The organism is uncultured Acetobacterium sp. (assembly GCF_927416815.1).
In the GTDB taxonomy this organism is placed as follows: Bacteria; Bacillota; Clostridia; order Eubacteriales; family Eubacteriaceae; genus Acetobacterium.
Map to the genome: position 1 here is coordinate 41,320 of NZ_CAKMJU010000034.1, position 26,812 is coordinate 68,131.

The window sequence follows — 26,812 nt, forward strand, 5'->3', positions numbered from 1 at the left end:
ATGAAGCGGTTAATGCCAAGAATCATGCTCGATTTTAAGGATCTGGTATCCGGTTATGGTGAAAAAGATATCTTACAAGGGTTTAACGCGACCATCTGTCAGGGTGAGTTTGTCGGATTGATCGGTCCCAACGGCACCGGGAAGTCAACCCTGTTAAAATGTTTGTCGGGACTGTTACCAGTTAAATCCGGGGTGATTACTCTGGAAGAAAAGGACAATACCAGCTATAGCCAGCGGCAGCGGGCTCAAATGATTGCGGTGGTGCCGCAGTCCTTTGATATCGACTATGATTTCACCGTTGAGGACATCGTCTTGATGGGACGCAACCCCTATCTGAGTTATCGCACCAAGGAAAGTCAGCATGATTATACGATTGTCGCCGAGGCGATGCGGGCGACCAAGACCCTCCCGTTTAGAAAGCGGCTTTATAATAATCTCAGCGGCGGCGAAAAACAGCGGGTGATTATTGCCCGGGCGATTGCCCAGGAACCCGATATCATTTTGTTGGATGAACCGACATCGGCGCTGGATATCCACCACCAGATTGAAGTGATGGAGTTAATTCGCAATCTGAATGTAAAAAAATCGATGACGGTGGTGGCTGTCCTTCATGATATTAATCTGGCGGCGCGATACTGCAACCGGCTTATTTTAATGAAGGATGGCAGGGTGGTTGTCGACGGTACCCCCAAAGAAGTGATCACTGAAAAAAATCTTAAAAAAGTCTATGAGATGAAAATGTTTATTCAGGAGAATAAACTGTTTGGAAAACCGGAGATTATTCCACTCCGGGTGATTAAAGAATCAGAAGACTACCGCAGTTTGCGGATTCATGTCATCTGCGGCGGCAACAAGGCGTCCCAGGTACTAGAAGAACTGGAGGCCATGGGTCATCAGGTCACTGCCGGGGTGGTCAACCAGGGCAGTGATGACTGGACCATCTGTGATGTGCTGGCGATTCCGATGATTGAAGAAAGTCCTTTTACCGCCATCAGTCGGGAAAAACAGGAAGAAAACCTGGCGGTGATGGCAAAAAGTGACCTGATTCTAATTTCGGATCTGCCTTTTGGCCACGGCAATATCAATAACCTGATCGGTTTGGAAAAGCTTACGGGTGAGCTTTATTTTCACCGCAATTGTCTAAACAATGACTTTACCGAAGGCCAGCTGAAAAAGCGGCTTGAAGCGATTAAAAAGGAAAAGACGATCAACGAAATTAATGATCATCAGGAATTTATAAAAATGGTTAAAGCATTAACCTTGATTGAAGAAAAATAGTTTCGTAATGGTCTATCTGCTGGCAGCGGCCGTCTTTTTGCGAAATTTAGAATAGTGATAGCAGTCATTAAGAAGGAGACGAAATTATGAATTACTTTATGCTGGCCGGAGCCAGCAGCAACGTCGGAAAGACCACTGTCACCATGGGCATCATGGCGGCATTTAAAAAACGGGGACTGCGGGTAAAACCCTTTAAAACCGGACCAGACTACATTGACCCGATGTTTCATCGCTTTGTCACTGGTCAACCGTCGATTAATCTGGATACCTGGATGTTAAATGAGGAAACGGTCCGGGGTCTCTTTTTTAGACGGCTGGATGAAAATGATCTGGGGATTGCCGAAGGGGTTATGGGTCTCTATGATGGCCATAGCCTGGAATCGGACGTCGGTAGCAGTGCCTATCTGGCCAAAAGCATCGGTGCTCCGGTGATTTTGATCATCGATGGTCGAGGAATGGCCAAAAGTGCCGCAGCGCTGGTTAAAGGTTATGTCGATTTTGATCCCGATGCCAATATTGTCGGGGTGATTATTAATCGGATTTCGTCAGAATCCCATTATCTCTTGTTAAAAGAAATGATTGAAGCCTATAATGATGTGACCTGTCTGGGTTACTTTCCTAATAATCCCGACATTGTGATGGACAGCCGTCATCTGGGATTGGTACCGGTCGAAGAGATTGCTGATTTTCGGGAAAAGGTTGATAAGGCCGGCGAGATGGCCGAAGCCTATATTGATCTGGATAAATTATTGGAAATTAGCAAGCATGACCAAGCGGTGAGTCCCTTTGTCGATCCCTTCTTAGCTGATGCGGATAAATATCAGGGCCTGCGGATCGGCGTTCCTAAAGATCGGGCCTTTAATTTTTACTATGAAGACAATTTTAAAGCGCTGGCAAACGCTGGGGTGGAAGTGGTCGAATTTAGTCCCTTAAATGATGCCAGTCTGCCGGCGCATCTCGATGGTTTATATATCGGCGGCGGCTTTCCGGAAATATTCGGTGCTGAGCTGGCCGCCAACACGACGATGATCGCCGATATCAAAAACAAACTCGAAGCTGGGCTGCCCTGTTATGCCGAGTGTGGCGGGCTGATGTATCTGACCAACTCGATGACCCTAAACAGTGGCGAAAGCAATCCCGGCGTAGGCTTTTTGGCTGCCGATTCGACAATGACCAAACGGCTGCAGCGGTTTGGCTATGTCAATATTGCCGCTTATCTTGGCGGAAAGACCATTGAAGTGCGCGGGCATGAGTTTCATCACAGTCTGGTTTCTAGCGAAGAAGCCTTGCCGACGGCTTATGTGATCACTAAAAAAGGAAAAACCTGGACCTGCGGCTACCGCCAGAAGAATGTCCTGGCCGGCTATCCACATATTCATTTTTACAGCAACCCGATGTTTTTAAGCAGCCTTTTAAATGCCGTCCTGGACCATAAGGCGGGGCAGGCATGAGGCGGGTTAAGGTTGAAACACCGGGCACCTGCGGTGAATATATTCAGGGCTGGTATGATGGCAATCCCTGCCTGGTATCCAGCCCGATTGACCGCTATTCGCGGATTATCATTGAAGAAGGTCCGGGCAATCTGGGGCTGTTAAAACCCAAAACCCAAAAACTGGTGGCAGAAGTTTTTCGGCGCTATGCGATTCCAACACAAGAAAAAAAGCATCTGCATGTTACCATGGACAGTGACATTCCCCTGGAAAAGGGGATGGCCAGTAGCACCGCCGACATTGCCGGAATGGCCGCCGGGCTTTCTGCTTATTTTGGCCTGGATCTGAAACAAAAGGAAATTGGTTGGCTTTGCACCGTCATTGAACCGTCAGATAATTTGATGTTTGAGAGCTTGAACCTTTTTAATCACCTCAGCGGCTCGGTACTAAAGGAATTTGATGGCACCGTGGCAGCGGATATCATCGTTATTGATTTTCACGGCGGCATTGACACGATGACCTTTAATGAAAGTCAGGATGACTATTCCCCCGATGACTTAGAAAGCTTTGCCGAAATTGTCGCCCAATTTGAAAAAGGGGTGCGCACCAAAAGCCTCAAGGATATTGGCGCGGCCTGCACCCGAAGCGCGATCCTTAACCAAAAACGCTTAAGAAAAAATTATCTCGATGATCTAATTGGACTATCCCAGGATTTTGGTGGTTTGGGAACGGTCATTGGTCACAGCGGGACGGTGATTGGGGTCATGTATGACAATGGTGATTTTCAGGAGGAAGCCTTTTTAAGGGCATTCAAGCAGGTTGTTCCTGAATCGGCCTACGCCGCGGTATACCGAAATCACCTGATACCGGGAGGAATAAAAATTACCACCGAAGCGGTGTGATCATAAAGTTTTGCTTTATAAGGAAATAAAGTCAGAAATAAAAACAGAAATAAAAACAGAAACAAAAACAGAAACAAAAAATGCATGCATGAAAGTGAGAAAAAATGGAATATATTAACAACCCCCAAGAAATTGAAGAACGTAGTTTTGAGATTATTACCGCCGAAATGGGCGACAAGGTTTTCCCGGAAGCGATTGCCCCGATGGTCAAACGGATCATCCATACCACTGCCGATTTTGAATATGCCGATTTACTGGAAATTTTAAACAACGGCTATGAGAGTGGCATGGAAGCCCTGAAACAGGGCAAGAAAATCTATGCCGACACCCGGATGATTCAAGTCGCCGTTAATAAAAAAGCGCTGGCTGATCACGGCATTGAAATTGTCAATTTTGTCCACGACGCCGATGTCGCCGCAGAAGCCAAGAAGCGGGGAGTGACCCGGTCGACCGTCAGCATGGAAAAAGCCTTGCAGGACGACAGCGTCGGCATCTTTGCCATTGGTAATGCCCCAACCGCTTTATATACCCTGATTGAACAGGTTAAGCTGGGCACATCCAAACCAGCCCTGATCATCGGTGCTCCGATTGGTTTTGTCGGCGCTGCTGAATCCAAGGAAGCCTTGGATCAGATCGACAGCCCAGCCATTCGGATTAACGGCCGAAAAGGCGGCAGCCCGGTGGTAGCAGCGATTCTTAACGCCATGCTTTATCAACTGGGAAGGGAATGGTAAGGATGATGACTGTAGCAAAAAAAGGAATCTTTTATGGCATCGGGGTTGGTCCCGGCGATCCCGATCTGCTTACCGTTAAAGCCGCTAAGGTTTTAGATGCCTGCGATATGGTAATTACCCCCGTCAAAAAAATGGGCAGCACCAGTGTCGCCTTTGAAATTGTCAAAAGTCATATTGCTGATCTATCAAAGGTTATCGAAATGAATTTTCCGATGATTTCGCTGTCGCAGGAACGGGAAGCCTTGCAAAAACAATGGAAGATCAATGCCGATGAAATTGAAGTGCTGCTGAACCAAGGTAAGGACGTTGCCTTTATTACCCTGGGTGATCCAATGGTCTTTAGTACCTACTCTTATGTAATGGAATATTTATTAAAACGCGATATCGAAGTGATCACCCTGTCCGGAGTGCCGTCATTTTGTAATCTCGGGGCACAACTCAATATTCCCCTGACTCAGGGAGAAGAATCTCTGGGGATTGTCGCGATGACCCAGCCAGTAGAAGAAATCCGGGCGATTCTGGATGCTCACAAAAATATCGTGGTGATGAAAATTTCGGCCAACAATGCCTGGATGGCCGAAGAGCTGGAAGCCCGCGGCTTGGAAAAAAGCTTTGTACTGGTCTCCAATATCGGCATGGAAAGCCAGCAGGTAGTCCGGGATATTGATGTTTTAAAAGGCAAGATCCCATATTTATCGACCTTATTAATCAAAAAAAATTATCCCCTTCAGTAAGGGAGGTAAACGATGTTAAATAAAACCATTGAAAAAAATGGCAAAAGCTTGCGCTATGGTTATACCACTGGTTCTTGTGCTACCGCGGCAACTAAAGCGGCGCTGTTAATGTTTTTAAATCAAAAAAAGTGGGAAACCATTGAAATCAATACCCCCAAGGGCTGGACCCTGGAGCTGCTGCTCCACGATCAGATTTTTTCAGAAAAGGAAGCCTCCTGTTCCGTGATTAAAGACTCCGGGGATGACCCGGATGTGACCAATGGGGTCAAGGTCTTTTCCAAAATCACCCCATCAGATCAGGAAGGGATCACTTTTGCCGCCGGCATGGGGGTCGGAACCGTGACCTCAGTGGGACTCAGTATCCCACCCGGCCAACCGGCGATTAATCCGATTCCAAGGGAAATGATTAGCCAGGAGATTAAAGCGGTTTTGGCTGCTGAGGCCGTCAAAGAGCGCCCTGATTTACCCAAAGGCTGGCGGGTCGAGCTGTCGATTCCCCAGGGTGTCGAGCTGGCCAAGCGTACTTTTAATCCCAAGCTGGGGATTGCAGGGGGGCTGTCGATTATCGGTACTTCGGGGATTGTCGAGCCGATGAGTGAAGATGCCCTGAAGGCGTCGCTAAAACTGGAACTCTCGGTACTCCATGCCAGGGGCTTTAAAGAAATCATCTTTGTCCCCGGTAATTACGGGAAAGATTTTTCAGAAGAACTGGGACTTTCTGAAAATGTCCTGGTAAAAACCAGTAATTACATCGGCTTTATGCTCGATGAGGCTGAACGGATTGGCTTTGATAAGATTCTCTTGATTGGCCATCTGGGAAAACTGGTCAAGCTGGCTGGCGGGATTTTTAATACCCATAGCAGCGTTGCCGACGGCCGGATGGAAATTTTGACCGCCCACGCCGGTTTGCTTGGGGCAAGCCGGGAAACGATGGCAAAAATTATGACCGCCAAAACCACCGACGAAGCTACTGATTTAATTCTGGCCGAAAATTTGCCGGACTATTTTAATCATCTGGCCGAGGTTGTCAAGAAAAAGGTCAGCGATCGGGTTTATCGAACCATTGAAATCGAAGTAGTACTGTTTTCCAAGATCCATGGCTTTTTAGGACAAAGCAAAGACGCAGAAGAGTTGAGGAAAGAATTATGTACCCATTAAAAATAATTGGACTGGGACCGGGACATCCGGATTATATATTACCGAAGGCATTAAAAGAAATTGCCGCGGCGGAAGTGATTCTCTGTGGGACGCGCCATGCGGAAAGCTTTGATAGCACCGGAAAGAAAATGCTATTTATCGGAAAGGGGAGGCCCCTGAGCGAGCTGATGAATGAAGTTGCCCAGGTGTATCGAAGCCGAAAGACTGCCCTGGTTGTTTCCGGCGACTGCGGCTTTTATAGTCTGCTGACCTATGCCAAAAAAGTGGTGCCGGACAAGGACATTGTTTGTATCCCCGGGATCAGCTCGCTGCAGTATTTTTTTGCCAAACTGGCAATCAGCTGGGAAGATGCCAAGCTGATCAGCCTTCATGGCCGGGATCAGGATTTGGCGGCAGCCTTGGCTGAAAATAAAAAGCTGGGTATTTTGACCGATAAAAATAATAATACCGCCTTTATTGCCGGGATCCTCCAGTCATCAGGATGTCAAAACAGCATGCTATATGTCGGTGAAGAGTTATCCTATCCCAATGAAAAGATAACCCGCTTAACGGTAGCAGAAGCCCTGACCTATCAGGAGGAAGGACTGGCAGTCGTGGTGGTCATCAATGAGTAAGATTGCAGGATACAAGGACGAGGCCTATCTTCGCGGCAAGGCTCCGATGACCAAACGCGAAATCCGGATTCTGACCATTTCGCTGCTGGCAATCAATGCTGGCGATGTGGTGGTAGATATCGGTGCCGGTACCGGCGGTCTGACCATGGAAGCCGCCTATGCCGCTGAAAATGGCAAGGTCTATGCCGTCGAAGCCAAGGCAACGGCACTGGAGCTGGTGCAAAAAAACAAAGCCCATTTTGGTGCCGACAACGTCGTGATTATTCCCGGTAAAGCACCAGAAGTACTGGCTGAGATTAAAGAGCCCGTCGATCGGGTGATCATTGGTGGCTCTGGTGGTAATATCGAAGGACTGTTTCAGTGGTGTAAGGCCAATATCCGAGCCGGTGGCCGGGTGATCGCCAATTTTGTTACCCTGGAGAACGCCGCCCAGGCGACCACCCTGATGAACCACTACTTTGACAATGTCGAACTGATTCAGGTAGGGATCAGCCGGGGCGAAGGGATTGGCGGCTTAACCATGCTCAAGGCGTCTAACCCGATTTTTATTATCACCGGTGATGTGAAGTAAAACAAGCAAAGGATATAAGTTGAATAAAATAACGCCATGAAGGGGCGATTATCAATCGCCCGCAAAACTGCTGTGCCAGTTCAATTTATGACATGTTTTAATTCGGTTTTTATAACAAACGGCTATTGACAAGCACAGCTTGTTAGTGTAGAATGAATTTAATTAAATAGTGAACTTGTCCTATATTCAAGGGAAAAAGGTGTAAATCCTTTGCTGTAATCGCAGCTGTAAAACATGATGACCGTCTCATAACCACTGTTAAGAAATTAGCGGGAAGGGAGATGGAAAGTTGATTGTTGAGCCAGAAGACCTGTTTGTAGTGATTTCTTAACAACCTCCGATTTAGAGGACTGTGAGAGCATTATATTTAAATTTGTAAGTATGATTCTTTTATCCTTCTCCATTGGAGAAGGATTTTTTTCGTATTGCAATAACCAATGACACGCCAGCTTGTCGTTGGTCACTGCTTACGAACCCAGGAAGTGTGTGATTCTTGGGAGTTGGTTAATTTCTCCTAGCCAATCATAGAATCTCTTCGAATAGCAGGACATCTCCAAGTCAGTATTTAATGCCCTTCCTCGGGGATGGTGTGTGACATCCCCGGATTTACCTTGCTTTCATTAATTTACATTTTTGATAGAGTTTATTATTCCTCGACTCAGATTTTTCTGGCCAAAAATCTGAGCATGAAAAAGCGTATCTGGATTCGATACGCTTTTTTCATGTTCAAAAACTGCCAAAAAGAAAGCCCGATCCAGAAAGAGGTAAAATACCGTAAACCGAGTTACAATAAAGCGGCGTAACGGTTAATTTCTGGCAGATGGTTTAGCTCATTGAGCCACTCTTTGGGAAGGGCATCATAACCGAGATAGGCGCCCAAAATCATCCCAATGATCATCCCTCTAGCAGCGGAATCGCCACCGCCCATAACGTTATCGGTCAGTGCTGCTTTGAAGTGATCCTGATTTTTGAGGATCACAAAAAGCGAGCTGGGAAAGGCGTGCTTACCATGGCAGGATTGGCCATTTTTAGTGATAAATTCAACAGCGGAAGCATTGATATTTTTAACGGCTGCTTGAAAAGACTGATTAATCAGCTTGCCGGCACGGGGTGCCAAGGCTTCGATGGCATCATAAGGGCGAGCGCCGGCTAAAATTTTTAAAATAACATTGGTATAAAAAATTGCCATCTCGATGACCAGATCATTGTTATGGGTCAGGCGGATGGTCGCTTCAATATATTCCTTTAAACGCGGATCCTGATGGTACTTAACAATAATTGGCGCAAGGATGGCAAAACCGCCAAGCTCATCAGATGGTGAACCGAGATTATTCTCGACTGAAAGAAGCTCGAGACTCTCCTTTGAGGCCTTATCAAGATAACCATCATAATCAGACATATAAGCGAGCCAGTCCTGTTTTAATTTTTCCAGATAGAAACCATCCATTTCTGAGACAGATTTTAAGACGACTAAACTCTGATCGCCGTAATGCGTAAAATCGCCTTTTTTCTTTGTTTTGTGATAAGTAGACGATAGTGGTGCAACGATCGATGCAATTTCCCCGAATTCATTTGCAATAAGACTTGTATCATAAATCCAATGTGAACCTAAAGCAAAGCCATCGCCTAAAAATGCCCCATACAGTAATCCTGTTAATTGATTCATAAAGACGTCTCCTAAATTAATTTATTTTTATTTGTATACCCAGATGTTATGCTAATATAGACAAATTATCAATAAACAATGTCTTTATCAGCATTGAAGTCTGTCGCAAAATCGGTTAAACTGACAAAAACTAAGATAACGAAGGAGGTAGCGAATGAGAATCCACTATTTACAACATGTTCCCTTTGAAAATCCAGGCTCTATTCTGCAATGGGCAAAAGCCAATCGCTGTGTTGTCTCTTCGACCCAATTGTATAAGGATGAAGCTTTGCCGGAGGTAAATAAATTTGACTGGCTGGTGGTGATGGGCGGACCGATGAACATTTATCAGGATGATCAATACCGCTGGCTGAAAGCCGAAAAAGAATTGATCAAAGCGGCCATAGAAAGAGACAAGGTGGTGATTGGCATCTGTTTGGGCAGCCAGTTAATTGCCGATATCATCGGTGCAAAAGTGGTTCAAAACAAACAAAAAGAAATCGGCTGGTTCCCGATATCCTTTTCTGAAACAGCCAAAGCATCGCCGCTGTTTGGATTTTTCCCAGAGAATCCGATGGTTTTTCATTGGCACGGCGATACCTTTGTTAACCTGCCTGCGGCCGCAACTGTTATTGCTGCAAGTGCGGCCTGTGAAAACCAGGCCTTCGTCTACAAAAAAAGAGTTTTTGGATTTCAGTTTCATCTCGAAAACACCCTGCCGATTATCAAAGATCTGATTGCAAATTGCGGCGATGAAATGATCCCAGATGATTTTGTTCAGTTACCAGAAGAGGTGTTGTCCCACCCAGAGTATATTGCTGATGATAATCGCTGGATGGCGGCATTTCTAAGTCAACTTAAACAGCTGATTGAAAGTGAGCGGATTTAATAAAACTAGCCTTCCTTCAAATGACTGGCGAAAAATTGGGTAGATATAGATTAGCGAGAAAGATTTAGCGAAAATTGATTCAAAGAAATATTTTATTTGAAAGGAATTGCAGGATGAAAAAGGTAATGCTTAACGAAATGACCGCGCGGGAAGTTCAGGAGATCTTAAAAAATGCCGAGCAGGTAACCGCGATTGTGAGCTTTGGCTCTTGCGAGAGCCATGGTTGGCACTGTTGTCTGGGGCCGGATTTTTTCGTGCCATCGGAGGTCGCCAAACGCGTGGCTCAGAAGCTTGACAATGTCGTGGTACTGCCCTGTGTCCCCTTTGGCACATCGATTCATTATAACCGTTACCCGATCTCGATTACGCTACGGTATGAAACAGAAATTGCCATCGCTGAGGATATTTTTGAGAGTCTTATTAATAATGGCATCAAACGGATTTATATCTTAAATGGCCACGACGGCAATATTCCGGCGCTAGAAATTGCCGCCCATAAGGTCAAGGATCGCCATCGGGAAGCTAAATTTCTCTATTTGCCGGATTGGTGGACCAAGGTTGGACCAATTATGGGTGACCGTTTTGAGGTCTGGAATGGACTAGGACATGGTGGCGAAGGTGAAACCTCGATCATGATGGCCTTGCGGCCGGAGCTGGTCAATCTCGAAGAGGCAGTCTCGCAGGTGCCGGAAAACATCATCAGCCTTAACGAAAAAGCTGACATTATCTGGGATATCAAGGAACTCACGGCCACCGGTGCCACCGGCGACCCCACTAAAGCCAGCATTGAAAAAGGTCAACTGATGCTGGAGATCTTTGTCGATCTGGTTGTCAGTACCATTGAAGAGATGAATCAGCGGAACTGGGAGTATTGATGTATAAAATACTAATTATCGAAGACGACCAGATTATTGCCAAGGCGCTCAAAAATCATTTGGAGAAATGGGCGCTAAAAACCCAAATGGTTACGGATTTTCATCATATTCTGGATCAGTTTGTGGCTTATGATCCGCAGCTGATTCTTTTGGATATCGCGCTGCCATTTTTTAATGGCTACCATTGGTGCAGTGAAATCCGCAAGCTTTCCAAGGTGCCAATTATTTTTATTTCGTCTACCAGCGACAACATGAATATCGTGATGGCCATGAATATGGGCGGCGATGACTTTATTGCCAAGCCCTTTGATCTGGCGGTAGTGGTGGCAAAAATTCAGGCGCTGCTGCGGCGAACCTACTCCTTTCAGGGACAGGTCAATCTGCTTGAACACAAGGGTGCGATGCTAAATCTCGGCGATGCCAGTATTAGCTATGCCGATCAAAAAGTGGAGCTGAGTAAAAATGAGTTTAAGATGCTTCAGATTTTGATGGAGAACACCGGCAAGGTGGTATCACGCGATGTGATCATGAAACGACTCTGGGATAGCGATTGTTTTATCGACGACAACACCTTGTCAGTAAATATTGCCAGGCTGCGCAAAAAACTGGAGATGGCCGGACTGGCCGATTTTATTGCCACCAAAAAGGGCGTTGGCTATCTAATTGGGGATTAATCGAGGTTTATAATGAACATATCATTTATAATTAGAGCTTATCTAAAAAGTCGGATTAAGGTAATGGTGGCTTTTATTTTATTTATGCTGGTGTTTGCGCTGGTCTATGCCCTGTATCATTTGCCGTTCGAGCCGATTGTTTACAGTGCTGAACTGGTAACCGCGCTGGCGATGATTTTTGCCGGTCTGGATTTTATGCATTTTTATCAGAAGCATCAGAGCCTGGCAGCGGCGATCAAGGCGGCAACTGCTGGGGTGGGAGAATTGCCCAAGCCTCGCGACCTGTTAGAAGAGGACTATCAAAGCCTGATCCGGGTGCTGGCCGAGAATCGCGCCGACCTGATCTCCCAGTTTGATAACCGTCAAACCGATATGATTGACTACTACACCTTATGGGCCCATCAGATTAAAACCCCGATCTCGGCGATGGGGTTGCTGCTTCAGACCGAAGCGGGCGACCGCGAACACACCAGCGCTTATATGCAGGAGCTTTTTAAGATCGAACAATATGTTGAGATGGTGCTACAGTATTTAAGGCTGGAAAGCATGTCCTCAGACTTACTGCTGGTTGAGTGCGATTTGGCGGATCTGGTCAGACAGGCTGTCAAAAAATATGGCATTATTTTTATCAATAAAAAAATAGCCCTGGACTTGGAAGAACTGAATTGCCGGGTTCTAACCGACGAAAAATGGCTGGTCTTTGTTCTGGAGCAGCTTATTTCCAACGCCCTGAAGTATACCAGTCAGGGAAAAATTTCCATTTATCTGGATGAATGGTCAGAAAAAACCCTGATCATTGAAGATACTGGTGTCGGAATCAGAGCTGAAGACATTGGACGGATTTTTGACCGGGGTTTTACCGGCTACAACGGCAGAATGGATAAAAAATCGACCGGCATCGGTCTTTATCTGTGTCAGCAGGTCTTAAATAAGCTCTCCCATTCAATTATGGTAAGCTCCCAGGTGGGTCAGGGCACCCGGGTCAGGATTGATCTCTCGACCAAACGGTTTGAAGCCTTATAAGCCAAGCTTACAAAAGTGTAAGCTTAGCAGCCCCAATGTAAGCCAAAACGATGGCTGGTTATTTTCTTTTTCGTTATACTTTAGTTGTCGATAAAACAAAATTTCAGATCAGGGAGAAAAACATGCGATTACTTGAAGTAAAGAATTTAAAAAAGATTTATACCACCCGGTTTGGCGGGAATCAGATACAGGCCCTGTCTAATGTCAGCTTCTCGGTCGAGCAGGGCGAATACGTGGCGATCATGGGAGAATCCGGTTCGGGAAAAACAACCCTGCTCAATATTCTGGCCTCTCTTGATAAACCCACCAGCGGCGAAGTGTATCTAGATGGTAAAAATATGGTCACCATTAAGGATAGTGAGATCTCAGCCTTTCGCCGCGATAATCTCGGTTTTGTTTTTCAGGACTTTAATCTGCTGGACACTTTCTCGATTCAGGACAATATCTTTTTGCCGCTGGTGCTGGCGCAGAAAAATTATCAGGAAATGAGCAGTCGTCTGCAGCCCCTTTCGGAGCGATTGAAAATTGAGGATATTCTGAAGAAATTCCCCTATGAGGTCTCTGGCGGGCAAAAACAACGGGCTGCGGTGGCGCGGGCACTGATTACCAAGCCCAAACTGGTGCTGGCCGATGAGCCTACCGGCGCTTTGGATTCCAAGGCGGCCATGAATCTGCTGAAAATCTTTTCATCCATCAATAACCTCGGTCAGACGATCCTGATGGTAACCCACTCGGTGGCCGCAGCTAGTCATGCCAACCGGGTCTTGTTTATCAAGGATGGCGAAATTTATAATCAGATCTATCGGGGTTCGATGAGCAATGACGATATGTATCAAAAGATATCCTTTACCCTATCGGTGTTGGCTTCCGGAGGTGAAGAGCTTGAATAAGTTTTTTTATCCCAAGCTGGCACTGGTCAATTTAAAGAAAAACGGAAACACCTATATTCCCTATATTCTGACCTGTATCGGATCGATCATGGCTTTTTATACGATGGTTTCGATTCACAGCAACAAGGGCCTGGATCAAATGCCCGGATCGATGAATTTGAAGACAATTCTTTTTCTGGGCATCATCGTAATTGGTATTTTTGCAGTTATCTTTCTTTTTTACACCAATAGTTTTTTGATCAAGCGGCGCAAAAAGGAATTGGGTTTATACAGTATCTTGGGTCTGGAAAAAAAGCATATCGCCTGGGTGCTTTTTTATGAAACCGTATTTGTGACCGTCATCAGCTTGAGTCTGGGGCTGATCGGCGGCGTTCTGATTGGCAAGCTGCTGTTTTTGTTGCTGCTAAATATGGTTCGCTTCAAGAGTCCCTTAATCTTTCATGTTGACTATTGGGGGCTGCTAATCACCACCGCGGTTTTTCTGGTCATTTTTGGCCTGACCCTACTGACGAATTTCTTACAGGTTAAACTGGCAAACCCGATCGATCTCTTAAAAGGTGGGCAACATGGTGAGAAGGAGCCAAAATCTTCCTGGCTTGTCACCTTAATCGGGATTATTTCTTTGGGCACTGGCTATGTGATTGCCCTTTCGGTTGAAACCCCGCTTGAGGCCTTGCTACTTTTCTTTGTGGCGGTGGTGTTTGTTATTATCGGCACCTATGCCTTGTTTATCTCCGGGAGCATTACCCTGCTAAAACAACTGAAAAAGAATAAGACGTTTTATTATCAGTCGCGAAATTTCATTTCCGTATCGGGGATGATTTATCGGATGAAGCAAAACGCCGTCGGGTTGGCCAATATCTGTATCCTCAGTACCATGGTGCTGGTCACCCTTTCCACCACTGTGTCTTTGTATATTGGTCAGGAAGGGATGCGTCGGGATTTTTATCCGCTGGATGTGAGCATAATTGGAGCAGCGGCCAATACCGATTTTGCTGAAGTAATAACGATGATTGAATCTGAAAAAGATAAGTCAAATGTCAGGAGTAAGGATGAAATTTCTTTTGATCTGGCTCGTTTTCGAGCTTTTCAGGAAGGTAGTCATTTTCTAAGAGATATGGTCGAGAACCAAGCTACCGATGCCCTGTATTACCAAAGGATCTCGAATATCACGTTGATCCCACTAGACGACTATAACCGCTTAACCGGTGGCAATAAAAGATTGGCCGAAAATGAAATGCTGATATTTTCGGTTGGTGATAACTATGGCGAAGCGACCATTGTTTTTGGTGATGAGCAGTATCTGATTACCGAGCAGCTCGAATCCATTCCAATGGATTTTAAAAAGACCCAGGATATGGGTCACACCTACTACTTGATTGTTAAAGATGTGGGCGTTATGGATGCCATCTATCAGACCATGAAAAATGACGATGATCCCCAGACGACACTGCATGCGCTGATGTTTAATCTGGATGGGAATGAGGATGCACTCAACGCATTTTCAGCCAAGCTGCGGGCAGCGGTGACCCAGAGTTATCCCGATATCAATATCCAAAACCTCTATGAAGCATTGACTGAACTTTATTTTTTCTTTGGTGGCTTCTTATTTCTGGGGGTGTTTTTAGGATCGCTCTTTATGATGGCCACGGTCTTGATTATTTACTTTAAACAGATTTCTGAAGGTTATGAAGACAGCGAACGGTTTGTCATCATGCAGAAGGTCGGAATGGATAAAGGCGAAGTTAAAAAAACCATTGGCAAGCAGATTCTGATGGTATTCTTTCTGCCCCTGGCCGGCGCGATCATCCACGTCGCCTTTGCCTTCCCGGTGATTACCAAAATGCTGGCCGCCTTCCGGCTGACCAACATAACCCTAATCTTTTTATGCACACTAGTCGGTGTTGTCATTTATGCGCTAGTCTATACCGGCGTTTATCTACTCACCGCCAGATCATACTATAAGATGATTCATTAACAATCACTGCGGCAAACAAAAAATCCCCTATTTTAGGGGATTGTTGACTTTGGACATCGTACTAACTTAGTACCGACAATTATTACATCATGTTGTGACCTAGGGGTCAGACCCTACGCATCGGGGCGGACATGGCAGCGCCTGTCCGATCCCGCGGCGAACAATAGATTAAAATTGGTCGGTACGTTAGTTTGTGCGTCTTCTATTTCAGGGGATTTTTTTCCAATAAAGCTTCTACGTCTTTGAAACACATTGGCCTACCGAACATAAAGCCTTGAATGCAATCGCAGTTGTTGGCTTTTAAATAGTCCAGTTGGACGGTGTTTTCAATGCCTTCGGCAACAATATGAGCATCCAGGTTATGGCCGAGCGAAATGATATCGCCGACGATGCGGATCGAAGCGTCCTGATCGGAGAGATCATCGATAAAGGACTTGTCAATTTTTAAGGTGTCAATGGGGAGCCGTCTTAGATAGCTCAGAGATGAAAATCCGGTGCCGAAATCATCCAGGGAAATTCTGACGTTTAAGGCCTTGATATCATTAAGCATTTCAATCGTTTCTTCAATATTGTCAATAAAAAGTGATTCAGTTATTTCCAATTCCAATTGATTGGGATCCATGTTGGTTTCATCAAGAACGTTTTTAACAATCGCCACAAAATTTTTGTCCCGGATCTGAACGGCCGAGACATTAACAGAAATGCAAAGATTTTGAGCAAAACGATTATCCAGCTCTTTAAATTTATGGCAGGCAGTCAGCAATACCCACTGGCCGATACCGATGATCAATCCCATTTCTTCGGCCAGTGGGATAAAGTCCATCGGTGAAACCCGGCCATAGTGGGGGGAATTCCAGCGAATCAGGGCTTCAAAGCCGCGGATACGATGATCTTCGGCATTGAATTGGGGCTGATACTCGATGAAAAATTCCTTGTTTTCATAAGCCTTTAAGAGCAGTGATTCCATTTGGATCTTATTGAGGATCTCTTCCTTCATATCGGGTCTGAAAAACTGAATGTTATTGCGCCCCAGCTCTTTGGCTTTATACATTGAGGTATCGGCGCTCTTAAGTAGTTCAATCGGTTCTTTGCCGTCCTGAGGAAAGACCGAAATGCCGAAGCTGGCGCTGACTTTAAATTCTGAGCAGTGCGTTTTTATTTTATCGCACAGCTCATTGCGGAGGCTTTCGACATAGTTGTAGGCAGCTTCTTCTTTGATATTTCGTTGAATGATCAGGGCAAACTCATCGCCACCCATTCGACCCAGCAAATCATCTTCATGAACGAGTTCTTTCAAGCGTCTGGCGGTATATTTTAAATAGTCGTCACCATAAAGATGACCCATGGTATCATTGATTTTTTTAAAATTATCGAGATCGATAAAAACAATATAAAAGATTGACTTCTTATCATCAGATCGATTGACCAGTAGATGCAGGCGCTCCAGAATCATTTTGCGATTGGGGAGTTCGGTTAAGCCATCGTAATAAGCGAGAAAATGAAGGCGCTCTTCGTTTTTTCTTATTTCTTCATTGGACGACTGGAGCTCTTTATTCTGGGTGGCCAGGGTTTGTTTGGTGAGATTTAGCGTTTCATACAGGCCGGCAATTTTTTCTTTCTGAGTAATCACCGCATTTAGTCGCTTCATCGCTTTGTCATATCGAAGCTGGGTCATGTGAAAGGTCGCAGCAGCCAGGCTGAACACGAAAGCGAACAGAATATTCTGAATCAGAAAATAAACCGGGGCAAAGCGAAATCCATCAACAGGCAGGAGAAAGGTCACATATAATCCACAGATAAAAGTTGTCGCCGTAATATAATACAGCATTGTTATTTTTAGTCGCATCATGGCAAGGATGATCATCACAAAAGCAGCAGTCCATACTGCCGGGCCAATGATGTGATAGTATCGGATCACGATAAAAGCCAGACAGGTCGATTGGGAGAGCGAAATCAGGTGATCAAATGAATCACTGTTTAATTCTTTTCGGGAAATCGTTTCAAAGGTTAAGCCAAGCAGCAGAAAAATGGCGCTGTTGGTCAGCACCTCGGTTAGATTTCCAGACCAAAAAAAATAAACGATAATGACATTCGCAATTGCGCCAAGAAATAATAGCGGTGATGCCAGCATGCAGCTTAAAATATTTTGATAATACAATATCAGGGAAGGATCATCGGCGGCGTTTAATCGTTCAAATACAGCAGGCACAGTTCGTTTGAATTTAAGTTTATCCATCACAATACCTCTTCGGTTTAAAGGATTACAGACATTTGATCTATTGTAGCATTTTACAAGCTTGATTGCGATAGAAAGTCGTGCAAATTTAATAAATACTTAACCAGTTACTATTTAAAGAAGCTAATTTTTAGCCTTAAAGCGCCTAAAAAAACCTGTACATTTATCATATCCGTGTTATAATATAAACACAATTAAATAAGAGATGTAAAAAATCATTTAGGATGAATAAATTCATTGAGGGAATCTGGTTAGAATCCAGAACGATCCGGTCACTGTAATTAGTTATGTCTCCTTAATATGTCACTGGGCACGTTTTGTCTGGGAAGGCGAGGAGAATAAAAGCTATAAGTCAGGAAACCTACTAAAATGATGTGCTAAAGTGTCCTTCCAGGGAAAAGGGAAGTTAGTAACATTAACAAAAGTTGATTCTATGATATTGCGTGATAGAATGAATGGAAACGTGTAATGATAAAACCTTTTTTCCCATCATAATGTGGGTGAAAGGTTTTTTTTTCGGGCAGTAGTGGATTCAGTGAATGCGTTACGCAAGCTAGCAAATCCGAACGTTCAAAGAAATACTTGCAGTTATCTTTGATTTGAGTACATAAAACTATCGGCTTTTAGTGTGTCCATTGAAATGGGCTGTGTGAAGCCCTCTTTTTTACTGGTTGATATAAAAAATGGAGGTAAAAATGAAAAGAACAAAAAACACAAAAAGAAACATGACATTTGTTGGAATTGTATTTTTAATGGTCCTTTTGGCTGCTCAACCGGTCAACGCCATGCATATTATGGAAGGCTTTCTGCCGATTGGCTGGGCGGTCTTCTGGTGGGTATTATCACTGCCGTTTATCGCTTTCGGATTATATCAGGTCGGAAAAATATTTAAAGACAAGCCTGAGCAAAAAGTTTTATTGGCGATTGCAACCGCCTTCACCTTTGCCTTATCAGCTTTTAAATTACCTTCGGTAACCGGCAGTTCCTCGCATATGACCGGGATCGGTTTGGGTGCCATTGTCCTGGGTCCTTTTGCTACCGTTGTGGTTGGTACCATCGCGCTGTTATTTCAGGCGCTTTTGCTGGCTCATGGCGGGTTGACTACGCTGGGAGCCAATGTCTTTTCAATGGCAATAGTGGGATCTTTTGTTGCTTACGGAATCTATAAAGGGTTGTCAAAGCTCAATGTCCCCAAAGCACTAACCGTTTTTTTAGCAGCTTGTATCGCTGATCTGGTGACCTATATAACAACATCGATCCAGTTAGGTCTGGCCTTCCCGGATCCGGTTGGTGGGATGACGGCATCGGTTGCTAAATTTTTAAGTATTTTTGCCATTACCCAGATACCGCTGGCAATCATCGAAGGTATTTTAACCGTACTGGTGGTCAATGCCATCTACCAATATAAAGAAAAGGGGATTATTTCAAATGAAACTCTCGCTGACAACTAAAATCATTCTGGTTATGCTAATTGGAGCACTGATTATTATTCCTCAGATTGCCTTGCCAGAGGCCGAGTTTGCGGGTGCCGATGACGCCGCCGGAACGGCCATCACCACAATCGATCAAAATTATGTGCCCTGGTTTGAAAGCTTGTTTGATCCCGGCGAGATGGAAGAAAACCTATTCCTTTTCCAACAGATCCTAGGCGTTGGCGGGTTGGGAATCTGCTTTTTCTATCTTTATAAAAAATCGGGAAAAAATGAAAAGGCCGAGAAATCGGCGTAAATAATGAAAACAGATTAACAAGGGTTTGACCCCTTGGTCATTGGTCGGTAGGGGAGTTTGTCACCAACCTGAAGCCCGGTGACTGATATCAATATTAACAGCATCGAAGAAGGAGACTACCATGATTGATCGTTTTGCGCATACCAATAAACTTAGCAATGCCAATCCTACTGTTAAGGTAGTGGTTTCATTAATCATGCTCCTTTCGGTCTTTTTTATCAGTGAACCCCTGTATATGGCAGGGGTTTTTGGTGTTATGGTGGCTTGCACCCTGCTGTGGGCAAAAATTCCCGGACGTATTTATCTCCATACACTGATTTTTGATTCGATCTTTATTATCCCCGGAGCGCTGGCATTATTATTCACCATTTCCAAAGGGGGCGGTGACTATTTAGTGGCATTTAATTTTTTCCAGTTTACCATCGGCATCACCACCGCCAACTTGGTGCTGGCCAGTCTGGTTTTTTGTAGAGCGATGTCAGGCGTTTCCTGCATGCTTTTTTTGATTTATACCACCCCGGTGATGCAGATTGCCGGCGTGATGAAAAAAGCCCATATCAGCAATACTTTTTTAGAGATATTTATTCTAACCTACCGCTTTATCTTTGATTATTGGGATAAAATAAAAATTATGGCAACCGCTCAGGAGTTACGCTTTGGTTACCGCAATGTAAAAGTCTCAATCCAATCGATTGCAATGATGTTAAGCAATTTAATTCTCATGGCCATCCAGAGCTACGAGGAGATGACAAAAACCCTGGAATTAAAGCAATATCAGGGAGACTTTCATGTAAGCTATCGGAAAGGTCTTAAAAATGATTAAAACTAAAAATTTGACATATCAATATCCGGACGGCACTACCGCTTTAAAAGGTGTCTCCATTGACGGAAACAGGGGAAATTGCATCGCCCTCATCGGTGAAAACGGTGCTGGTAAATCGACCTTAATGTCAGCCTTAATTGGGCTGATCAAACCAACTGAGGGAACTGTTTTTTTTAAGGAAGAACCCTTATCCTATAAGAAAAAAAATCTCTACGAATTTCGCAAATCAATTGGGCTGGTTATTCAGGAATCCGATAAGCAGGTCTTTTATTCAGGAATATATGATGACGTGGCCTTTGCCTTAAGAAACATGGGGATGGCTGCAGAGCTCATCGATGGGCGGGTAAAGGCCGCCATGGAAGCTACCGGAATCACGCTTTTGGCCGATCGGCCAGTCCATTATCTCAGTTATGGGCAAAAAAAACGGGTCGCCATGGCTGGGGTTTTAGCCGTCGAACCGGAGATCATTCTGATGGATGAACCGACACTGGGACTCGATCCCAAAAGCAAGGCCGGGGTCAAAGCGATTATCACAGCGGCGCTGGCTAAGGGCATTAAGATTATTTTATCCAGCCATGATATGGATTTTATTTATGAATTTTGTGATTATACCTATGTGCTCCATCATGGTGGCGTGCTGGCAGAAGGCGAAACCACCCAAGTTTTTAAAAATACTCAAGCCCTGGAAACAGCCAGTCTGGAACAGGCAACGATGACCCGGCTAGAAGAATGTCTGGGGATTAAAGGCTTTCGTAGCATTGCCGCCCTGGAAGAAGCGATCAGGAATCAGAAAAAGGAGGTTCAAGTGGATGAAACTGGTAGTAGCAGGAATTAATCATAAGGATACACCTTTGGAAATTCGCGAAAAAGGGGCGTTTCTCCATCGCACCCTGAATGAGGCCATCCGAACCCTTTTGAATGAAGCGGAGATTGCCGAGGTGATCATTCTTTCGACCTGTAACCGCAGCGAGATTTATGTCTCGACCCGAAACCAGGATGCGGCCGCAAAAATCTTAACCGATTTTTATCTCAGCGAAAAATCAGCAGAACTGGCGCCCTATCTTTTTGTCAAAAAAGAGCGGGCAGCGATGGTCCATCTCTATGAGGTGGTTACCGGTCTGGACTCGATGATTTTAGGTGAAGACCAGATTCTGGGTCAGGTTAAAGATGCCCTGGAAAAATCCCAGGCTGTTAAGGGTTGCGGAAAATACCTGACGAAAATGTTTCGGGAGGCGATCACCTTTACTAAAAAGGTAAAAACCGATTATAAAATATCCGAAACCCCGCTATCCCTAAGCTCAACCGCGGTAAAGCATATCAAGCGCAGGTATCCCGAAGATTATGGCAATAAAAAAATACTGATCATCGGTTCCGGGAAAATGGGGGTGTTGGCGCTGCGCTATATGAAGGCTGAAGGCTTTTGTAACCCATATATGACCAACCGCACCTTTCATAATATGCATCAGTGTGAAGCGATCCATGAAAACGTCCAGATGATTCATTATGAAGACCGTTATCAGATCATCCCTGAAATGGATGTGATTATTACCGCGACCGCATCGCCGCATGTTATTTTAAAGGCCGAAGAAATGAAGCCGCTAAGTAAACCGCTAATCGTGATCGATTTAGCGCTGCCCCGGGATGTCGAAGAAGCAGTTGGCAACCTGGACAAGGTAGAACTGCTGACGATTGATGATTTTAAAAACATCATGGATGAAAAAATGGCCTATCGGGTCAAGATCGCCGCTAAGATTGCTGCCGAAATTCAGGATGAAATCGATGGACTGCTGTCCTGGGTGACCCGATCCAAGGTTGATAATATGGTCCGCGACTTAAACGAAACCTCCCGGCAATTGGCTGATGAAACCATTGAAAACCTTTGTGGTCGGTTAAATTTGTCCGAAAAAGAAGAGCTATATTTGTCCAAGGTGATCCGCTCGAAGTTTCGAGAAATGGTGATGCCGCCGATTAAACAGCTTAAGTCGCTGGAGTGCGAAGCGGAAATCATCGGCATTGAAAAAACGGTGACCTATCTATTCCCAGGAATTCAGGACAAAAAAACCTTGGAAGATCAGCAAAATGATGACACCGCTGTTATTTAACTTAAAAAACAAAAAGGTTCTGGTGGTCGGCGGCGGTAAGGTTGCTGCCCGAAGAATTATTACGTTGCTGGAAAATGGTGCTCAGGTGGTGGCGGTGAGTCCGGATTTTTCCGAAGGTCTGATTAAAACCGAGAACAATCGGCTGACCCTGATCGATTCCGGCTATCACATCGATCAGCTCACTGATATCGACCTGGCAGTGGCAGCAACCGATAATCGCGAGTTAAATCAGCAGATCAGAATGGACTGCCTGTCCCAAAAAATTTGGTGTAACCGGGTCGACGATCCGGATGATTCGGATTTCATTTTTCCCAGCGTGATTCGCCGGGGTGATTTAACCCTGTCAGTCTGTACCGAAGGGGCCAGTCCTTTTTTAACGAAGCGGATTGCCGACGAGCTGGCCGACCGCTATGATGAGAGCTATACCGAAAAAACAGCCTTACTGCGATTACTGCGACAGGCAGTTTTAGCTGGCGATGGCACCCCGAACGAAAAAAGCGAAAAACTTAAAGTCTTGTCCCGATGTTCCAATCCGGAACTGCGGTCAAAACTAGGAAATTACTGACAATTGGAGATAAAATAGATGAATATAAAAGTTGGAACAAGGGGCAGTACCTTGGCGCGCACCCAAAGCCAGTGGCTCATTGATGTGTTGGCAAAAGCCCACCCCCAAATAAATTTTGAAATGGTCATCATTAAAACAAAGGGCGATCTGGTTCAGGATAAACCGCTCGATAAAATTGGTGATAAGGGATTGTTTACTAAGGAATTAGAAGATGCGCTGTTATCCGGCGATATCGATATGGCGATCCACAGCATGAAGGATATGCCCTCAAAACTGCCACACGGTCTGGTTTTGACGGTACCTACGACTCGCGAAGATCCCCGTGATGTGCTGTTGACACCCCATCAGATCACAAGGCTTGATGGCTTGCCAAAAGGCGCGGTAGTGGCAACCGGAAGTAAGCGCCGGATTTGTCAGCTGCAAAAACTGCGGCCAGATGTTAAAATTATTGGGATTCGCGGCAACATTGATACCCGGATTAAAAAAATGCACGAACAGCAATTGGATGGCATCATTCTGGCCGCAGCCGGTCTCAAACGGATTGGCCGGCTTAAAGATCCCGCCTATCAGACGGTGACCTTGCCGGAGAACACCTTCATCCCGGCACCCGCCCAGGGAATCCTAGCGGTGGAAGTTCGTGAAGATGATCAGACGGTCAAAGAATTGATGGCCGCTATCAGCGACCACAACACGATCATCCAAATGATCGCCGAACGCAGTTTTTTAAAGGCCTTAAACGGCAGCTGTCATATTCCGGTGGGAGCATTTTGTCAAATAAAAGCAGACACCATTGTACTGTACGGACTCTATGGTCTGGAAGACGGCAGTCATGTGGTGACAAAGTCGATTGAAGGCGTACCCGAGGAGGCAGAAAATTTGGGAAAACAATTAGCAGCAGCATGTTACACCGCAGTACACAAAAAGCCCGGAAAAGTCTATCTGGCCGGCGGCGGTTGCGGGGATCCCGGTCTCTTAACCGTTAAAGCCAAGGATGTTTTAAGCAAAGCCGATGTGGTCGTTTATGATGCGCTGGTTAATGAAAGCTTTCTAAACGACGCCAGAGCAGATGCCGAAATTGTTTATGTCGGCAAACGAGCCGGCAATCATGCCATGCGCCAGGAAGATATTAATGCCCTATTAGTCCAAAAAGGTCTGGAAGGAAAACTGGTACTGCGCCTAAAAGGCGGAGATCCCTATGTCTTTGGCCGTGGTGGTGAAGAAGGCGAAGACCTCTACGACGCGGGCGTCGCTTTTGAAGTGATCCCCGGGATAACCTCGGTCATCGGTGGACTGGCCTACGCCGGTATTCCGATTACCCATCGGGACTGTGTGTCTTCGTTCCATGTCATCACCGGACATTTAAAATCCAATGCCTACGACGGCTCATCGGATCTGGATTGGCCAGTGCTCGGTAAGCTAAAAGGTACCATCGTCTTTTTGATGGGGGTCAAGAATCTGGAAAAGATTTGTGACGAACTGGTTAAAAACGGCATGAATCCGGAAATGCCGGTGGCCGTGGTTCATCGGGCCTCGACCCCCTATCAGCGGGTCGTCACCGGAAACCTAAAAACTATTTATGGGATTGCTACCGCAGCAAAAATTACTGCCCCAAGCCTGATTGTAGTCGGAGAAGTGGTCAATAAACGCGAAAAATTGCGGTTTTTTGATCAAAAACCATTGTTTGGAAAAAACATTATCGTGACAAGATCCCGGGAACAAAGCTCTCAGATGGTTGAAAAAATCACTGAGTTGGGCGGTAATGCCATTGAATTCCCAACCATCAAAATTGTCCCGATCAACGAAGCGGCCTGTGACGAAAAAGTGAAAGTTCTGAAGGATTATAGCCATATTGTTTTTACCAGCATCAACGGCGTGGAAATCTTCTTTGATTCGCTGGCGCGTTGCGGCAAAGACGCCCGCGCCTTTGGTAACCTGCATATCACCGCGATTGGCGAAGGAACCAAAAATGCCCTCTTATCCCGAGGTCTCAAGGCCGATTTTGTGCCGGATAAATATGTTGGTGAAGAATTGGTCAACGGTCTGGCACCGCTACTTAATAAAGACAGCCGGGTACTAATCCCCCGATCAAAAAATGCCCGGATCTATGTGGTCGAAGAACTAGCCAAAATCTGTCCAGTTGACGAGATCCAAAGCTACCAAACGATCCGCGAAGATCACGCCACCGTCGATCCGCTGGAAATGTTAAATAATAAAGAAATTGATTATATTACCTTTACCAGCTCCACCACTGTCCAGTTTTTTGTCGAAAAAATTGGCGCCGCCCACATCGCCGCGATCAATTCGGCAAAAGCGGTTTCGATCGGCCCGCAAACTTCAAAAAAATGCCTGGAACTGGCCATCGCTGTCGATATCGAAGCCGAAACATATACCATCCAGGGAATGCTAGATGCGATTTTAAAGGATGCACAAAAGTAATAACTAATACAAAAGTAATAACTAGTTACGATTTGTAAGAATCCAACAATGACTGGTTTGGCGGCAGTTTTTATAACAATAAGAAATCGCTTGTACGCGGTACATACAAAAATTGTTTCGTCTAAACAGCCGGCAAAGCTCATGGGATTATTGCAATTTTCAAGAACTAAATGAGGAGGTCAGCAAGATGTTGCCAACACGATTACGAAAAAATACGGCGGTTAGAAATTTAATCAGAGAAACACAGCTGTCGATGAATGATATCGTTTATCCGCTTTTTATCGTCGACGGACAGGGCGTGCGCAAAGAAATCGGCTCCATGAAAGATCAGTATCATCTGTCTTTAGATATGTTAGGGGCAGAAACCCTGGTTCTTAAAAAACTGGGCATCCGCTATGTTATTTTGTTCGGCGTCCCCGACCAAAAGGACGGTCAAGCCACACCGGCTTTTGTAGCAGACGGTTTGGTTCAGGAAGCGATCCGAATAATCAAAAGAGTCGATCCACAAATGTATGTCATTACCGATGTCTGTTTGTGTGAATATAAGAGCGACGGACACTGCTGTTTTTTTGAAGAAAACGGCGAGATCAGACGGGATCAAACATTGAAGACCTTAAGCAGAACAGCGCTTAGTCATGCCGAAGCCGGAGCCGATATGGTTGCTCCTTCGGATATGATGGACGGCCGTATCGACCATATCCGCGAAACCCTCGACCAGGCTGGTTATGAATCGATTCCGATTATGGCCTATTCGGCTAAATTTGCTTCCAGTTTTTATGGCCCCTTCCGGGATGCTGCCAATTCGGCGCCAGCCTTTGGCGATCGCCGCAGCTACCAGATGGATCCGGCCAATTCCCGCGAAGCCTTAAAGGAAATGGTGCTCGATATCGATGAAGGTGCCGATATTGTGATGGTCAAACCAGCCATGCCGTATCTGGATATTATTGCCAAGGGCAAGGAACTTTCGTACTTACCGATGGCCGCCTATCAGGTCAGTGGCGAATATGCGATGATCAGAAATGCTGTCGATGCCGATCTGATGGATCGTCGCGCTATTTTTGAAAGCCTGATCAGCATCAAACGGGCCGGAGCAGATATTATCATCACTTATTTTGCCAAAGAACTGCAGGCCATGCTCAAGGAATATCAATAACAGCAAATTATTTATAAGTCATAAATCTTTTATTCAAGACAACCGCAGTACCGACAATTGTTACATCATGTTGTGTGCCTCAAGGCGAACAGTTGCACATCGAACTTTATTTTACAATGATGCTAATTGCAACTGTACGAATTTTCGCAAAGGCAACGAGCCAATCACAAGCTTGCTTGTAGTTGGCGACTGCCTGTGAACCAACAAGAAATAAACCTCGACTGATACATAAGCTTATGCACATTTGTTGATTTGACTTGTTCAAATAGATGCTTTTTGAAGCTGCTGTAAAATTAGATAATCACATCACACTTGGTATCGGTACAGGAAAATCAAAAAAAGAAGCTGAACAAAATGCAGCTCACGATGCTTTA

Annotated in this window: 25 protein-coding genes and 2 riboswitches; of the genes, 23 read left to right on the forward strand and 2 right to left on the reverse strand. The window is 45.2% G+C overall.

Going from position 1 to position 26,812, the window contains the following annotated elements; genetic code table 11:
• The 8 genes from QZ998_RS06895 (at nucleotide 1) to cbiT (ending at nucleotide 7,421) form a co-directional block, all read left to right on the forward strand.
• Nucleotides 1-1,278 (forward strand): heme ABC transporter ATP-binding protein, encoded by a 1,278-nt coding sequence (locus QZ998_RS06895; RefSeq protein WP_296559167.1) that lies wholly within the window; start codon nucleotides 1-3, stop codon nucleotides 1,276-1,278.
• 86 nt (nucleotides 1,279-1,364) lie between these two features.
• Nucleotides 1,365-2,729, forward strand: a complete 1,365-nt coding sequence (locus QZ998_RS06900) for a cobyrinate a,c-diamide synthase (RefSeq protein ID WP_296559169.1) — start codon at nucleotides 1,365-1,367, stop codon at nucleotides 2,727-2,729.
• Nucleotides 2,726-3,610 carry a GHMP kinase gene (locus QZ998_RS06905; protein WP_296559170.1) on the forward strand — a complete coding sequence of 295 codons (885 nt, stop codon included), beginning with the start codon at nucleotides 2,726-2,728 and terminating at the stop codon, nucleotides 3,608-3,610. Before QZ998_RS06900 ends, QZ998_RS06905 begins: the two co-directional genes overlap by 4 nt.
• Nucleotides 3,611-3,714: 104 nt before the next feature.
• Entirely contained in the window at nucleotides 3,715-4,344 is a 630-nt protein-coding gene (locus QZ998_RS06910; protein ID WP_296559172.1) for a precorrin-8X methylmutase, read from the forward strand.
• A gap of 2 nt (nucleotides 4,345-4,346) precedes the next feature.
• Nucleotides 4,347-5,078: a precorrin-2 C(20)-methyltransferase gene (gene cobI / locus QZ998_RS06915; protein ID WP_296559174.1), complete on the forward strand. Its 732-nt coding sequence runs from the start codon at nucleotides 4,347-4,349 to the stop codon at nucleotides 5,076-5,078.
• A 12-nt stretch (nucleotides 5,079-5,090) separates the two neighbouring features.
• Complete coding sequence (cbiD, locus tag QZ998_RS06920; RefSeq protein WP_296559177.1) at nucleotides 5,091-6,236, forward strand: cobalt-precorrin-5B (C(1))-methyltransferase CbiD; 1,146 nt, start codon at nucleotides 5,091-5,093, stop codon at nucleotides 6,234-6,236.
• Complete coding sequence (cbiE, locus tag QZ998_RS06925) at nucleotides 6,224-6,850, forward strand: precorrin-6y C5,15-methyltransferase (decarboxylating) subunit CbiE (RefSeq protein WP_296559181.1); 627 nt, start codon at nucleotides 6,224-6,226, stop codon at nucleotides 6,848-6,850. The genes cbiD and cbiE overlap by 13 nt, the downstream gene beginning before the upstream one ends.
• Nucleotides 6,843-7,421: a precorrin-6Y C5,15-methyltransferase (decarboxylating) subunit CbiT gene (cbiT, locus tag QZ998_RS06930; protein WP_296559183.1), complete on the forward strand. Its 579-nt coding sequence runs from the start codon at nucleotides 6,843-6,845 to the stop codon at nucleotides 7,419-7,421. The genes cbiE and cbiT overlap by 8 nt, the downstream gene beginning before the upstream one ends.
• A gap of 147 nt (nucleotides 7,422-7,568) precedes the next feature.
• Nucleotides 7,569-7,754, forward strand: a riboswitch (cobalamin riboswitch).
• 451 nt (nucleotides 7,755-8,205) lie between these two features.
• Here cbiT and QZ998_RS06935 read toward each other — a convergent pair.
• A complete protein-coding gene (locus tag QZ998_RS06935; RefSeq protein WP_296559185.1) occupies nucleotides 8,206-9,087 on the reverse strand; it encodes an ADP-ribosylglycohydrolase family protein in 882 nt (293 codons plus the stop codon).
• A gap of 154 nt (nucleotides 9,088-9,241) precedes the next feature.
• Between QZ998_RS06935 and QZ998_RS06940 the strand changes: the two genes are divergently transcribed.
• From QZ998_RS06940 to QZ998_RS06965, 6 genes are all read left to right on the forward strand, one after another.
• Nucleotides 9,242-9,955, forward strand: coding sequence for a type 1 glutamine amidotransferase (locus QZ998_RS06940; protein ID WP_296559187.1), 714 nt, complete (start codon nucleotides 9,242-9,244; stop codon nucleotides 9,953-9,955).
• 113 nt (nucleotides 9,956-10,068) lie between these two features.
• Nucleotides 10,069-10,830 carry a creatininase family protein gene (locus QZ998_RS06945; protein ID WP_296559188.1) on the forward strand — a complete coding sequence of 254 codons (762 nt, stop codon included), beginning with the start codon at nucleotides 10,069-10,071 and terminating at the stop codon, nucleotides 10,828-10,830.
• A complete protein-coding gene (locus tag QZ998_RS06950) occupies nucleotides 10,830-11,504 on the forward strand; it encodes a response regulator transcription factor (protein WP_296559189.1) in 675 nt (224 codons plus the stop codon). The genes QZ998_RS06945 and QZ998_RS06950 overlap by 1 nt, the downstream gene beginning before the upstream one ends.
• A gap of 12 nt (nucleotides 11,505-11,516) precedes the next feature.
• Entirely contained in the window at nucleotides 11,517-12,527 is a 1,011-nt protein-coding gene (locus QZ998_RS06955) for a sensor histidine kinase (protein ID WP_296559190.1), read from the forward strand.
• Between the two features lie 122 nt (nucleotides 12,528-12,649).
• Nucleotides 12,650-13,417, forward strand: coding sequence for an ABC transporter ATP-binding protein (locus QZ998_RS06960; protein WP_296559191.1), 768 nt, complete (start codon nucleotides 12,650-12,652; stop codon nucleotides 13,415-13,417).
• Complete coding sequence (locus QZ998_RS06965; RefSeq protein WP_296559193.1) at nucleotides 13,410-15,395, forward strand: ABC transporter permease; 1,986 nt, start codon at nucleotides 13,410-13,412, stop codon at nucleotides 15,393-15,395. Before QZ998_RS06960 ends, QZ998_RS06965 begins: the two co-directional genes overlap by 8 nt.
• Nucleotides 15,396-15,597: 202 nt before the next feature.
• Here QZ998_RS06965 and QZ998_RS06970 read toward each other — a convergent pair whose 3' ends face one another.
• Nucleotides 15,598-17,631 (reverse strand): EAL domain-containing protein, encoded by a 2,034-nt coding sequence (locus tag QZ998_RS06970; RefSeq protein WP_296559194.1) that lies wholly within the window; start codon nucleotides 17,629-17,631, stop codon nucleotides 15,598-15,600.
• A 203-nt stretch (nucleotides 17,632-17,834) separates the two neighbouring features.
• Nucleotides 17,835-18,015: riboswitch (cobalamin riboswitch) on the forward strand.
• A gap of 311 nt (nucleotides 18,016-18,326) precedes the next feature.
• Between QZ998_RS06970 and QZ998_RS06975 the strand changes: the two genes are divergently transcribed.
• From QZ998_RS06975 to QZ998_RS07015, 9 genes are all read left to right on the forward strand, one after another.
• A complete protein-coding gene (locus tag QZ998_RS06975) occupies nucleotides 18,327-19,082 on the forward strand; it encodes an energy-coupling factor ABC transporter permease (protein ID WP_296559195.1) in 756 nt (251 codons plus the stop codon).
• On the forward strand, nucleotides 19,060-19,359 hold the full coding sequence (locus tag QZ998_RS06980; RefSeq protein WP_296559196.1) for an energy-coupling factor ABC transporter substrate-binding protein: 300 nt from the start codon (nucleotides 19,060-19,062) through the stop codon (nucleotides 19,357-19,359). The genes QZ998_RS06975 and QZ998_RS06980 overlap by 23 nt, the downstream gene beginning before the upstream one ends.
• Before the next feature lie 121 nt (nucleotides 19,360-19,480).
• The gene (cbiQ, locus tag QZ998_RS06985) at nucleotides 19,481-20,182 is read left to right on the forward strand and encodes a cobalt ECF transporter T component CbiQ (protein WP_296559197.1); all 702 of its coding nucleotides are present in this window, start codon (nucleotides 19,481-19,483) and stop codon (nucleotides 20,180-20,182) included.
• Entirely contained in the window at nucleotides 20,175-21,017 is an 843-nt protein-coding gene (locus tag QZ998_RS06990; RefSeq protein ID WP_296559198.1) for an energy-coupling factor ABC transporter ATP-binding protein, read from the forward strand. The genes cbiQ and QZ998_RS06990 overlap by 8 nt, the downstream gene beginning before the upstream one ends.
• Complete coding sequence (gene hemA / locus QZ998_RS06995; protein WP_296559199.1) at nucleotides 20,992-22,284, forward strand: glutamyl-tRNA reductase; 1,293 nt, start codon at nucleotides 20,992-20,994, stop codon at nucleotides 22,282-22,284. Before QZ998_RS06990 ends, hemA begins: the two co-directional genes overlap by 26 nt.
• A complete protein-coding gene (locus QZ998_RS07000; RefSeq protein WP_296559200.1) occupies nucleotides 22,262-22,849 on the forward strand; it encodes a bifunctional precorrin-2 dehydrogenase/sirohydrochlorin ferrochelatase in 588 nt (195 codons plus the stop codon). The genes hemA and QZ998_RS07000 overlap by 23 nt, the downstream gene beginning before the upstream one ends.
• 18 nt (nucleotides 22,850-22,867) lie before the next feature.
• A complete protein-coding gene (gene hemC, locus QZ998_RS07005; RefSeq protein WP_296559201.1) occupies nucleotides 22,868-25,285 on the forward strand; it encodes a hydroxymethylbilane synthase in 2,418 nt (805 codons plus the stop codon).
• A gap of 187 nt (nucleotides 25,286-25,472) precedes the next feature.
• Entirely contained in the window at nucleotides 25,473-26,438 is a 966-nt protein-coding gene (hemB, locus tag QZ998_RS07010) for a porphobilinogen synthase (RefSeq protein WP_296559202.1), read from the forward strand.
• A gap of 269 nt (nucleotides 26,439-26,707) precedes the next feature.
• Nucleotides 26,708-26,812, forward strand: a 105-nt coding sequence (locus QZ998_RS07015; protein ID WP_296559204.1) for a putative dsRNA-binding protein, incomplete at its 3' end; no start/stop codon positions are given.

Excerpts from the sequence above, each read along its gene's own strand:
- QZ998_RS06905 (WP_296559170.1), top strand. The coding sequence starts at position 2,726 with ATGAGGCGGGTTAAGGTTGAAACACCGGGCACCTGCGGTGAATATATT.
- cbiT (WP_296559183.1), top strand. The coding sequence starts at position 6,843 with ATGAGTAAGATTGCAGGATACAAGGACGAGGCCTATCTTCGCGGCAAG.
- QZ998_RS06960 (WP_296559191.1), top strand. The coding sequence starts at position 12,650 with ATGCGATTACTTGAAGTAAAGAATTTAAAAAAGATTTATACCACCCGG.
- hemA (WP_296559199.1), top strand. The coding sequence starts at position 20,992 with ATGAAACTGGTAGTAGCAGGAATTAATCATAAGGATACACCTTTGGAA.
- hemB (WP_296559202.1), top strand. The coding sequence starts at position 25,473 with ATGTTGCCAACACGATTACGAAAAAATACGGCGGTTAGAAATTTAATC.
- QZ998_RS06950 (WP_296559189.1), top strand. The coding sequence starts at position 10,830 with ATGTATAAAATACTAATTATCGAAGACGACCAGATTATTGCCAAGGCG.
- cbiQ (WP_296559197.1), top strand. The coding sequence starts at position 19,481 with ATGATTGATCGTTTTGCGCATACCAATAAACTTAGCAATGCCAATCCT.
- QZ998_RS06955 (WP_296559190.1), top strand. The coding sequence starts at position 11,517 with ATGAACATATCATTTATAATTAGAGCTTATCTAAAAAGTCGGATTAAG.
- QZ998_RS06935 (WP_296559185.1), bottom strand. The coding sequence starts at position 9,087 with ATGAATCAATTAACAGGATTACTGTATGGGGCATTTTTAGGCGATGGC.
- QZ998_RS06895 (WP_296559167.1), top strand. The coding sequence starts at position 1 with ATGAAGCGGTTAATGCCAAGAATCATGCTCGATTTTAAGGATCTGGTA.
- QZ998_RS06975 (WP_296559195.1), top strand. The coding sequence starts at position 18,327 with ATGAAAAGAACAAAAAACACAAAAAGAAACATGACATTTGTTGGAATT.
- cbiE (WP_296559181.1), top strand. The coding sequence starts at position 6,224 with ATGTACCCATTAAAAATAATTGGACTGGGACCGGGACATCCGGATTAT.
- cobI (WP_296559174.1), top strand. The coding sequence starts at position 4,347 with ATGATGACTGTAGCAAAAAAAGGAATCTTTTATGGCATCGGGGTTGGT.
- QZ998_RS06945 (WP_296559188.1), top strand. The coding sequence starts at position 10,069 with ATGAAAAAGGTAATGCTTAACGAAATGACCGCGCGGGAAGTTCAGGAG.
- QZ998_RS06940 (WP_296559187.1), top strand. The coding sequence starts at position 9,242 with ATGAGAATCCACTATTTACAACATGTTCCCTTTGAAAATCCAGGCTCT.
- QZ998_RS06900 (WP_296559169.1), top strand. The coding sequence starts at position 1,365 with ATGAATTACTTTATGCTGGCCGGAGCCAGCAGCAACGTCGGAAAGACC.
- QZ998_RS06980 (WP_296559196.1), top strand. The coding sequence starts at position 19,060 with ATGAAACTCTCGCTGACAACTAAAATCATTCTGGTTATGCTAATTGGA.
- QZ998_RS06970 (WP_296559194.1), bottom strand. The coding sequence starts at position 17,631 with ATGGATAAACTTAAATTCAAACGAACTGTGCCTGCTGTATTTGAACGA.
- QZ998_RS07000 (WP_296559200.1), top strand. The coding sequence starts at position 22,262 with ATGATGACACCGCTGTTATTTAACTTAAAAAACAAAAAGGTTCTGGTG.
- cbiD (WP_296559177.1), top strand. The coding sequence starts at position 5,091 with ATGTTAAATAAAACCATTGAAAAAAATGGCAAAAGCTTGCGCTATGGT.
- hemC (WP_296559201.1), top strand. The coding sequence starts at position 22,868 with ATGAATATAAAAGTTGGAACAAGGGGCAGTACCTTGGCGCGCACCCAA.
- QZ998_RS06990 (WP_296559198.1), top strand. The coding sequence starts at position 20,175 with ATGATTAAAACTAAAAATTTGACATATCAATATCCGGACGGCACTACC.
- QZ998_RS06910 (WP_296559172.1), top strand. The coding sequence starts at position 3,715 with ATGGAATATATTAACAACCCCCAAGAAATTGAAGAACGTAGTTTTGAG.